General features: G+C 39.8%; 13 protein-coding genes. 9 read left to right on the top strand and 4 right to left on the bottom strand.

The genetic code is table 11. From position 1 onward, the window contains the following. The first annotated feature begins 386 nt into the window (after window positions 1-386). The gene (locus tag BGM26_RS13810) at window positions 387-851 is read left to right on the top strand and encodes a helix-turn-helix transcriptional regulator (protein WP_217040784.1); all 465 of its coding nucleotides are present in this window, start codon (window positions 387-389) and stop codon (window positions 849-851) included. Between the two features lie 277 nt (window positions 852-1,128). Beyond that, complete coding sequence (locus BGM26_RS13805) at window positions 1,129-3,198, top strand: transglycosylase domain-containing protein (RefSeq protein ID WP_217040361.1); 2,070 nt, start codon at window positions 1,129-1,131, stop codon at window positions 3,196-3,198. A gap of 178 nt (window positions 3,199-3,376) precedes the next feature. On the opposite strand, the gene BGM26_RS13800 is transcribed toward BGM26_RS13805, so the two are convergent. Continuing rightward, the gene (locus BGM26_RS13800) at window positions 3,377-3,847 is read right to left on the bottom strand and encodes a hypothetical protein (RefSeq protein WP_217040360.1); all 471 of its coding nucleotides are present in this window, start codon (window positions 3,845-3,847) and stop codon (window positions 3,377-3,379) included. Window positions 3,848-3,852: 5 nt separating this feature from the next. Continuing rightward, the gene (locus tag BGM26_RS13795) at window positions 3,853-4,272 is read right to left on the bottom strand and encodes a DUF3231 family protein (protein WP_217040359.1); all 420 of its coding nucleotides are present in this window, start codon (window positions 4,270-4,272) and stop codon (window positions 3,853-3,855) included. Between the two features lie 245 nt (window positions 4,273-4,517). Between BGM26_RS13795 and sigY the strand changes: the two genes are divergently transcribed. From sigY to fumC, 6 genes are all read left to right on the top strand, one after another. Then, complete coding sequence (sigY, locus tag BGM26_RS13790; protein ID WP_217040358.1) at window positions 4,518-5,054, top strand: RNA polymerase sigma factor SigY; 537 nt, start codon at window positions 4,518-4,520, stop codon at window positions 5,052-5,054. After that, window positions 5,035-5,385 (top strand): YxlC family protein, encoded by a 351-nt coding sequence (locus BGM26_RS13785; RefSeq protein WP_217040357.1) that lies wholly within the window; start codon window positions 5,035-5,037, stop codon window positions 5,383-5,385. The genes sigY and BGM26_RS13785 overlap by 20 nt, the downstream gene beginning before the upstream one ends. Further along, complete coding sequence (locus BGM26_RS13780) at window positions 5,382-5,585, top strand: sigma-Y antisigma factor component (RefSeq protein WP_217040356.1); 204 nt, start codon at window positions 5,382-5,384, stop codon at window positions 5,583-5,585. The genes BGM26_RS13785 and BGM26_RS13780 overlap by 4 nt, the downstream gene beginning before the upstream one ends. A 1-nt stretch (window position 5,586) precedes the next feature. Beyond that, window positions 5,587-5,790 (top strand): hypothetical protein, encoded by a 204-nt coding sequence (locus BGM26_RS13775; protein ID WP_217040355.1) that lies wholly within the window; start codon window positions 5,587-5,589, stop codon window positions 5,788-5,790. Continuing rightward, window positions 5,771-6,085, top strand: coding sequence for a YbjQ family protein (locus tag BGM26_RS13770; protein WP_217040354.1), 315 nt, complete (start codon window positions 5,771-5,773; stop codon window positions 6,083-6,085). The genes BGM26_RS13775 and BGM26_RS13770 overlap by 20 nt, the downstream gene beginning before the upstream one ends. 643 nt (window positions 6,086-6,728) lie before the next feature. Then, entirely contained in the window at window positions 6,729-8,111 is a 1,383-nt protein-coding gene (gene fumC, locus BGM26_RS13765) for a class II fumarate hydratase (protein ID WP_217040353.1), read from the top strand. 67 nt (window positions 8,112-8,178) lie between these two features. Here the strand turns inward: fumC and BGM26_RS13760 are convergent, their stop codons facing one another. After that, entirely contained in the window at window positions 8,179-8,388 is a 210-nt protein-coding gene (locus tag BGM26_RS13760; RefSeq protein ID WP_217040352.1) for an alpha/beta-type small acid-soluble spore protein, read from the bottom strand. 464 nt (window positions 8,389-8,852) lie between these two features. On the opposite strand from BGM26_RS13760, the gene BGM26_RS13755 reads away from it, so the two are divergent. Beyond that, a complete protein-coding gene (locus tag BGM26_RS13755) occupies window positions 8,853-9,095 on the top strand; it encodes a hypothetical protein (RefSeq protein ID WP_217040351.1) in 243 nt (80 codons plus the stop codon). A 257-nt stretch (window positions 9,096-9,352) separates the two neighbouring features. Here BGM26_RS13755 and BGM26_RS13750 read toward each other — a convergent pair whose 3' ends face one another. Beyond that, complete coding sequence (locus BGM26_RS13750; protein ID WP_217040350.1) at window positions 9,353-10,462, bottom strand: ABC transporter ATP-binding protein; 1,110 nt, start codon at window positions 10,460-10,462, stop codon at window positions 9,353-9,355. Window positions 10,463-10,554: the final 92 nt, after the last annotated feature.

The following is a 10,554-nucleotide window of genomic DNA, read 5'->3' as shown; positions in this document are numbered from 1 at the left end:
AAGTCGAGCCTCCTCGACGTTCCGTCTGCGGGGTCTCGACTTTCCCTCTATCTCCCGCAGGATACTGAATTTACATCCTTGAATCTGCCCACGCACGAAGGAAATGCGATAGCATTTTCGAGGAGTCAAGTGCCTTCCGCTCCAATCCACTCACCGTTTTCAATGTTGATAAAAGCAACAATCTTTTAGAAAACAACCAAAAAGTAAAATTCTTTCTATGGAATTAAGTGTTATGTTCGTCGGCACGAATCCCCCCCGATCGTGCTATTTTTTCACCTTTTCGATGTAGGTGTCCCTTATTTAATTGTAATATTTCGATTACATCCTATATAATGAAGTTATCAGTGTAAAAATACACGAAAAGATATAAGGGAATGAAGCCGACATTGACCCGAGACGAAATTATTTATAAAGTATCTGAAAAAATGCGCTTAATCCGCACGGAGGCCGGATATACACAAGATAAGATGGCTGAAATTATTGGTGTCTCCAAAAAAACCCTTGTCCAAATTGAAAAAGGGAGAGCAGAGGCCGGTTGGTCGACAGTTGTGGCTGTTTGTGCTCTTTTTCGAGAAACAGAAACTGTTCGATTCTTATTTGGAAATGAACCGATGGAAGTTTTAGAGACAATTGCTCGGGAAGGGATTGACTATCGGAAAGAAAAAACGCTCGGCGGGAAAATTTGGTGGAGAGAAGTAGCAAAACAAAATGGACTTCTGCTGCAGCAGAATATTATTAGCCAGCATTATCGAATCATTGATGAGGATCACTTCCGGATATATAGCAGCTTTGATGAAGCCTCATGTAAAGAACGATTTTTTGAATTAGTGTTTGAAAAAGGCGGAAGATAGCGTTTTTTGTGGTGCAGCATGCTAAGGGCTGCACCACTTTTTATGAAATGTTAAGAAAATGTTTCGGCGTGGAAGCTTTTTCGACGTACGCGCCCGATATTATCGAGCACAATCCTGATTATCAAGCGCATTCCTTCTCATCAGAAATCAGTCCCAAGCCTCAATAATTATCTTCTAGCCCCCATAAGAAATGACTCCATCTCGAATTGTTTATAGCCAAGGCTAAGCCTTTACGGTAAAAACACCTTAGAAAATAGTTTCATAAAGTGGAGGAAATATGGGCAATAAAATACATGTTATTAATAGAATCCAAAGGATTTGGAAGCAGTTGCACATGACTCAAATTGCCATTCTTTTGACATCAATAGCAGTATTGGCTTTTTTAAGCTTTTTTGCTTTTTTTGCAAATGATGCGGATATTAGTGCATTAAAAGATGGGATGGAGCAATCGACCGTTATTTATGATCTGAACGGAGAGGTCGCAAGCAAAATTTCAGCAAATAAAATTGAAGGTGTCCGGATCGAAGAAATCCCTGAGCATATGATCAATGCGGTTATCGCAATCGAGGACCATCGATTTTATGAGCATAACGGTGTTGATTTTACGAGCATCGGAAGAGCGCTATTCCGAAATATGAAGGCAGGGGGAGTGATAGAAGGCGGGAGTACAATCACCCAGCAATTAACGAAAAACGCCATGCTTTCCCCTGAAAAAACATATAAACGAAAACTGGAGGAATTTTTCCTAGCAAGAGAAATCGAAAAGAAATATACAAAAAATGAAATTCTCCAAATGTATTTAAATCAGATTTATTTTGGAGAAGGGGCATGGGGTATCAAACGTGCAGCATTAAAGTATTACGGGAAAGAGGTTAAGGATCTGACTGTTAGTGAAGCCGCCTTATTGGCAGGTATCGTTAATGCTCCATCTGCGATCAATCCATATAAAAATGAACAGAAAGCGCTTGAACGACGAGACCTCGTTTTACAGCAAATGAAGGAGCATGGGTTTATTTCAGAGCAGCAATATAATGAAGCAATAGGTGAAACATTAGTTTTTGATGATAAAGGTGGAGATCCTTTCAAAGGGAAATATCCATATTATGTTGATCATGTTTTAGAGGAAGGAATGAAGAAATACGGACTGTCTCTGGATAAATTATTGACTGGAGGCTATCAGATATATACTGCGCTTGATCCAGCTATGCAGGCGGGAGTTGAGGAAACATACAAGAATAATTCCATTTTTCCTGTGGGCAAAGAGGATCGAATCGTCCAAAGCGGGGCGATTTTGATTGATCCGAAAAGCGGAGGCATTCGGGCACTTGTCGGTGGAAGAGGCGAACATACACTGTTAGGGCTTAATCGTGCAGTACATCCAGTGGGGCAGCCAGGTTCAACGATGAAGCCACTCGTGCCGTATACATCTGTTCTTGAAATGGGCTGGGATATTACAGATGAAGTAAAAGATGAGAAAATGAAGTTCGGAGATTACGAACCGAATAACTATAACCACCAATTCCGTGGCCGGATTCCGATGTATGAAGCTGTAAAAGATTCTCTTAATCTTCCTGCAGTATGGCTCCTGAATGAGATCGGAATTGAAAAAGGGATAGAGGCTGCCAAGAGATTTGGGATTCCAGAAGAAGCGATTAACCGGAATTTAGCACTTGCACTCGGGGGCACAAGTACGGGAGTCTCCCCGCTGAATATGGCCGAAGCTTATACGGTGTTTGCTAATGGCGGCGAAAAGTTCGAAGCCCATGCCATTGTTAAAATAGAGGATTCGAATGGGAACACTGTCGCAGAGTGGAACGGAACGAAAACGCAAGTCACGACAAAAGATGTCGCAGATAAAATGACAACGATGCTGCTTGGTGTCGTTGAACATGGATCAGGGAGAGCTGCTCAAATTCCAGGCAGAGAAGTGGCTGGTAAAACGGGTTCGACCCAAGTGCCAATTGAAGGTATAAATGGCGTAAAAGACCAATGGTTTGTCGGATACACTCCTCAGCTTGTCGGGGCAGTCTGGGTTGGATACGATAAAACCGATAAAGATCATTTTCTAACATCAACTAGCAGTGAAGGCACTGCACCGATTTTCAGAGAGATCATGTCAAAAGCATTGAGAAATCAAGAGGCTGTTGCCTTCAATGTCCCACATATTGCAACTTTCATGGAAAAAAGGCAAAAAGAACAGCAAAAAAAACTATTTGCAGATAGCCTCAATAAGCAGACAGATAAATGGAAAAAGAAACTCGAAAAGGAAAGGGAAAAAAGGAAGAAGAAACTCGAAAAGGAAAGGGAAAAAAGGAAGAAGAAGGATAAAGGGGAGAAGGATAACTAGAAAAGTGAGGACACTGCGTCCTCACTTTTCTTTGAATTAGGCTCTTTTCTTAAACTTTAGTAGCAAAAAGTTTCACATCGGTACCTACAGTAATAATCTATGCGAAACCAGCTTTGAATTAAAGGATCTTTAATACAACTCCTTCACGTAAAAAAATCATTAAGTAATCCCAATCATTCTAAGTCCGAAAGATATTTAAATTTCCTAATGCCATTTTTAAAAGGAGGCCGATGGTGATTCCGGGAATTAAAAATAACATTGGTAAAAAAACAGGACCGAAAAGCACTCCAAATACCTTTAGACTTGAGGAATAGATGAGCCCTACGGTTACAAAATAAGCACTAAAAACAAACGGAAGAAAAGAAAAAGGTGTTTTCCCTCCTCCGGCATCTTTATAAGCGTCCCAAATTGAAAACAGATAAACACAGGGATAGAACATGAGCCATTGATAATTGGCGTGGTCAATAGCTGCGTGAATATCGCCTTGAAAGCTATAAACAATCACTTTATTAAACTTTGATTGAGCGTTGATTATTACTTCTAATATAATCAAAAGTAATCCTTTGAGAAACTTCCCATTTAATAATTGCCCAAAGCCGGGAAATGCAATACTCCAAAGGACTTTCTCCAAGCGTCCGACCTTTGACATATTATTCACATCTTATTGGCTAACTGATAACGGTCTGCTGCTTGCGGTGGTTGCTCAAGCCAACGATTATCAATCATGATATTTGCTCCATCTTCTCCATATTGGGCGATTTCTGCTATTGATCGAGGATAAAGTGCGCCTAAGTCCCGTCTTGTAAATAAAGGAGAGGCTTGTGAATTAAGGTCGTTATTTTCGTTAAATCCATCTGGAATGGGAAGTTGTTCTTCGTTAAACATAGCTGTTAATTGTTCGACATGTGATTGAGATAATTGTAAAGAAAATTCTAAAACGCTCCGAATGTCTGTATCTTGAACGGTGGACAGCGCATATTTCAGAACACAGATAGCCATCGTATCATTTTGGTATTTTGCCCAAATATTTGCTATTTCAGCAGAAGTTAAGCCGACTTGATGTCCTGTTTCCATGTCAATTCCCCCCAATTCTTATTTGCTAGCAATATTGTCTCCGATCTCGGATTAAAATATGTATAATCGGGCTGAGAGTCACGATCTTCCGTTCTTAAGGGAGGAAAAATTTGCAGTGATTCAATGATTTTTTATTTTAAAATTTTGATGCAAATAAAATGAACGAAATAGTAACCTTGACCGTCTAACAAATGAATACAGTCATTGAAGAAGCGGGATGAGGGGAAAGAGAGGAATAGTAGTCAATGGAGGAGAATGAACTCATTAAAAGTGCCAAACGAGGTGACGAGCGCGCTTTTGCCATGCTTTTTCAGAAAAATTACCCCTTCTTGGTCAAATACTTAATAAAAGTGACGATGAATCCTGATACAGCTGAAGATCTCGCTCAGGAGACAATGGGTAGGTGTATTGAGAAGTTCCACTTATTCGAAGGAAAATCGAAATTTTCTACATGGCTCATTTCGATTGCAACACATATTTACATTGATCAGCAGCGGAAATATAAAAGAGAAAAAAGCTGGCAGCAGGAGGAAGAGGTATTCCGAAAGTTGAAATGGCATATGGAAAGCCGGAATGAAGAATGGAATGATACTTTGTCTGCCCTAGGGAATTTAGCAGAGGACGTTCGTATGCCAATTATCTTAAAGCATTATTATGGTTATTCATACGAAGAAATTGGAGAAATGATGAATCTTTCATCTGGGACAATCAAGTCAAGGGTTCATAATGGAATTAAGGCTGTCAGAAAGGAGCTAAAGCTAAATGATGTCGAGGAAAGTTAATCAAGTGGACGACGAACATCTAGATAAAAATTTATTAGCGATTGTTAAAGAAATTGAAGATGGATTGGAATCAGTTGAACAACATGTTCCGGTCCATACACCAAACCTGGAATGGTTCGAAAATTTAGTTGTTGAACAAAAAAAGACTTTGAGAAAAAGGCTTTTTATGGATGTAGCCCTTTTTGCAGTGATTGCCATGTTTATTTTAAGTGCAGTGTTGTTCACATTATATAGCACCCCAATTGTCTTTGTTGCTATCCAAGGGCTTGTCGCTGTATTTATCGTTGCTTATTTTGCGATCTGGAATGGAAAACAGGTGAATGAAACATGAGTAATGAAATCAGCCCTCATTTGCTTATAATTGTTGCCATCATTCTTATCAGTCAGAGCATTTTCCTGTTTACGAACGCAAGAAAGCATGGACATAATTATTGGCTATGGGGCATTGTTGGTTTAATACAGGCACCGATGCCAACCCTCGTATATCTAATTTTTGTGAGGAAAATTTGGAGGAAAAAGGGACGATTATGAAATGGGGAAATTAAAGCAGTTGTTTTTGCTGATTGCTGTTGGTGGTCAACTTATAGGGCTTGTTATGCTGTTCATTAATCTCAAGGCTGCCATCTTATTTTATGCTTTGTATGCTGTCATGGTTGTCGCGATTTTTGTCCTATTATTTATAGAACGAAAAAAAGAAAAAGAGGAGGACGATCGAAATGATTATCGTAACTACTGAAACTGTTCCCGGGAAAGAAATTAAGGATTTAAAAGGATTTGTCAAAGGCTGCTGCATTCAATCCAAGCATATTGGAAAGGACATCATGGCCGGCCTAAAGACGATTGTTGGCGGAGAAATATCGGAATACACAGAAATGATGGACGAAGCAAGGCAAAAAGCAATTGGCAGAATGGTTGATGATGCAAAGAGGCAAGGTGCAAACGCAATTGTCGGAATGCGTCTTCAAAGCTCAGCAGTGATGCAGAATGCTTCTGAAATAATAGCGTATGGAACAGCTGTTTTCATTGAATAGAACCGTTGTTAATATCGTCAAAATGAAGGTCATTCAATAGAAAAGGCTGTTTTCGCAAAGTTTGTTGCTTTTATAATGTGATTTTTATTTAATAATCTGAGTTAAATTGGAGCGGAGGGCACTTGACTCCAGCGGGAATAGAGGGAAGCGGGAGACCCCGCAGGCGGTTACGCCGAGGAGGCTCCCGTCCCTTCCCGCGGAAAGCAAGTGCCCGCAGCGGAAATCAACGGGCAAACTTTGTAGGCTAAAAAAACAAATATATGCGAAAACAGCCAAAAGGTTCGCCGTACTAAATTGAAAATGTGTTCATAATTTGTCCACTTTTCTGACACGAAATGTTGCTAATTTCATCGAAAATCCCCCAATTATATATGTTACGTTTACTGTAATCAAAGAAAAAATTATTATTTGGGGGTTTCACGATGGAAGAGTTATCAATTACTTTAGTGATTGCAAGTTTTATGGTTCTTACTTATTTTATTGGCTATACAATTGTCAAATCTTAAACTGCTTGCTACTCGCAAAGCAGTTTTTTTTATGAATTTTTGAAAGTGTTTTTCACCCTGTCTATATAAAAGTTCGAAATTAAGGGAATAGAATATATATGTTGGAATGGCATAATATTCTTTTGAGGAGGAATTATATGACTGATTATCGGATTGAGAAAGATACGCTTGGAGAGGTTAAAGTGCCTGCAGATAAATATTGGGGTGCTCAAACACAAAGAAGCAAGGATAATTTTGAAATTGGCTTAGAGAAAATGCCCATCGAGGTCATTTATGCTTATGCAAAAGTAAAGTGTGCGGCTGCGATTGTAAACTTTAAACTCGGGAAGTTGCCTGAAGCAAAGAAGAATGCGATCGTAGAAGCGACTACAGAAATCATCCAAGGGAAATTAGATGAGCATTTTCCATTAGCTGTCTGGCAAACCGGGAGCGGCACCCAAACGAATATGAATGTAAATGAAGTAGTAGCCTATAGAGCGAATGAACGATTGCAAGAACAAGGAGATATAGAAACGAAAATCCATCCAAATGATGATGTAAATATGTCCCAAAGCTCTAATGACACGTTCCCAACTGCTATGCATATTACTGCATATATCGAAGTGTCTGAAAGTCTGCTACCCTCCTTGCAAGAATTGAAAAATACCATCAGCATCAAAGAGGAAGCATACAAACATATTGTGAAAATAGGCAGGACACACTTGCAGGATGCAACCCCATTAACATTAGGTCAGGAAATAAGTGGATGGCGTGCAATGTTGGAAAAAAGTGAACGAATGATAGTGGATGCTATTTCGTATTTGCTCGATCTTGCGATTGGAGGTACAGCTGTTGGTACAGGCATTAATGCACACGAAACATTCGGGGCCGAGGCGGCAAAAGAAATAGCGCGACTGACGGGACACCCGTTCCGATCGGGAGAGAATAAATTTCAGGCCTTGACAAGCCATAATGAAATTGTTCATGTTCATGGGACATTAAAGGCTCTAGCTGCTGATCTCATGAAAATCGCCAATGATGTCAGATGGCTTGCAAGCGGGCCAAGGAGTGGCATTGGCGAACTAACCATTCCAACAAATGAACCGGGCAGTTCGATTATGCCTGGAAAGGTAAACCCCACACAAAGTGAAGCACTTACGATGATCGTCTGCCAAGTGTTTGGAAACGATGCAACGATCGGGTTCGCCGCCAGTCAAGGGAATTTTGAGTTAAATGTATTTAAGCCAGTGATCATTTACAATTTGATCCAAAGTATTCGTCTTTTGTCGGATGGTATGAAGTCCTTTAATGAAAAATGCATAGCAGGTTTAGAAGCAAATGAAGAGATAATACAGGATCATGTTAAAAGGTCCCTGATGCTCGTTACTTCCCTGAATCCCCATATCGGTTATGAAAAAGCAGCGGAAATTGCCAAGCTTGCTTTTAATGAAAATACGACATTAAAGGAAGCGGCCTTGAAAACGAAATATCTTACTAGCGAGCAATTCGAAGAGTGGGTAAACCCGGATAAAATGGTGTGACAATAATAAATGGCTCCCTTTGAAAGGGAGCCAATCCAGATATTATTTAATTGGTTTTAACAAATGATTAGTGGGTACCGCCAAGTTGCTGTTCTGCCATTGCTACAAGGCGCTTTGTAATTTCTCCTCCAACAGATCCGTTGGCACGAGATGTTGTATCAGGCCCTAAATTTACGCCAAATTCGTTTGCGATTTCAAACTTCATTTGGTCAAGAGCTTGCGCTACTCCTGGTACAAGTAATTGGTTTGAGGAATTGCTTCTGCTAGTTTGGTTCATAATGTCTTCATCTCCTCATTATTTTTTAAATTATGGTTGGGCTAGCTGGAATTGCACCAGCACAAGATTTTCTTGTTACCTCTATATGGTTTAACCCATCGGTATAGGATCAAATTCGCCTTGGCGAATTTGCGCCCAGATTTTTATCGAGCTTGCTCGATAAATTCCTTTAAAAAATCTGAGGCATCCGCCGGAGGCTTAACTTTATTCAGCCGGAGTTTGAACCCCCACTGAATTGGATATCGGTTTGCATTCATCTTGCTACTTATAGAAGTGGGAGACTTCAGCTGAATAAAGTTAAGTTGATCATGTTGCTGTGTTTACTATCTATTATGTTTATTTTTTTCATGATTATTCCTTGTAATTTATAGGGAATTATTTCCTGTCGATTTTTACATAACAAAAGTAAAACAAACGAACGATATAAGGAATGAAATTGAATAACGAATGGAGAGGTTAGGGTAATGGCCATCTGTCCGATTTGTAATGGTTTTGAAAAAATCAATGCAAAATGCTCTGTCTGTGGAAAAGCATTAAGTGATAACGGAAGAATCATGGATTATTATGGTAACTATAGCCCCTACATGCCGATTGATCAATTGAAATTAGCAGACGGCTATCCAACAGACTATACCAAAAAAGAATGTCCACATTTACTCAAATGCGTTGCTTGCGGACATGATGAAGTGAAATTCATTAAAGAGTAGGGCTTAGCAAACGGAATAATACGTTATTATGGAAAAGTCGCTGATAAAGTACCGGAAGTCGCTGATATAAAGGGAAAGTCGCCGATAAAGTATCAGAAGTCGCTGATATATTAGAAAAGTCGCCGATAACTTACTTTCCAATGATTTAACATCTTTCGTTGCTCGGATTACATCGCAAATTTCATGATCATGATCAGTTCGATCAATTATGAAAAAAAGAACCCCTTTACTAGAGAATGTAATGGGGTTCAATACTATTATTCATTTAATTGTCTTATCCTTACCTCTGTTTCCTTGTCGAAGAAATGGACTTTATTCATATCGAAAGCAAGGTCGATTGTATCACCTGGGTGGATATCTGTTCGGGAATCGACACGTGCTACAAAATCCTGGCCTTCGATACTTGAGTAAATCATCGTTTCAGCACCGGTTAATTCTGATACATCGATACGGGCGCTGAATTTTGTCTCTTGCGAGGCGTCAATAAATACGGGTTCATCATGAATATCCTCGGGGCGGATGCCGAAAATAATCTCCTTTCCGACATACCCTTGTTCACGTAAAACGCTCATTTTTCCTTTTGGAATGGAGAGACTTGTTTTACCAACGATAAATTTTCCTTCTTCTAGCTTTCCATTAATAAAGTTCATGGCAGGTGAGCCGATAAAGCCCCCAACAAATACATTTTCCGGCTTTTCATATACTTCCTTAGGTGCTCCGACTTGCTGGATGATCCCATCTTTCATTACGACAAGACGAGTAGCCATGGTCATCGCTTCTGTCTGGTCATGTGTTACGTAAATAGTGGTTGTTTGTAAACGTCGATGGAGCTTAACAATTTCGGATCGCATTTGTATGCGAAGCTTCGCATCAAGGTTAGATAAAGGCTCATCCATTAGGAATACCTTAGCGTCGCGGACAATGGCACGTCCTAATGCCACACGCTGGCGCTGTCCTCCTGAAAGTGCTTTTGGTTTACGAGTAAGATAAGGCTCAAGCCCAAGAATTATAGCTGCTTCTTTTACACGGCGCTCGATTTCACTCTTAGGGAATTTGCGAAGTTTCAGCCCAAATGCCATATTGTCATAAACGGACATATGAGGATATAATGCATAGTTCTGGAAGACCATCGCGATATCCCGGTCTTTAGGTGGCACATCGTTTACTCGTTTATCATCGATATAAAAATCTCCTTGTGAGATTTCCTCAAGGCCAGCAATCATACGTAGTGTCGTTGATTTCCCGCAGCCTGAAGGCCCGACGAATACGATAAACTCTTTGTCATGAATATGAAGGTTAAAATTCTCTACAGCGGTTACTTTATTTTCATACACCTTATAAATTTGATCTAATCTTAGTTCTGCCATTGTGGGAACCTCCTGAATTGTTCGATAATTAATTCGCTTTGTATCAGTTTATCGAATTAAACTCGATTCCCATATGGGTATACTGCACGAAA

This window comes from Bacillus sp. FJAT-29790 (assembly GCF_019039215.1).
Classification (GTDB): domain Bacteria; phylum Bacillota; class Bacilli; order Bacillales; family Cytobacillaceae; genus Cytobacillus.
This window is presented reverse-complemented; position numbering and strand designations above follow the sequence as displayed.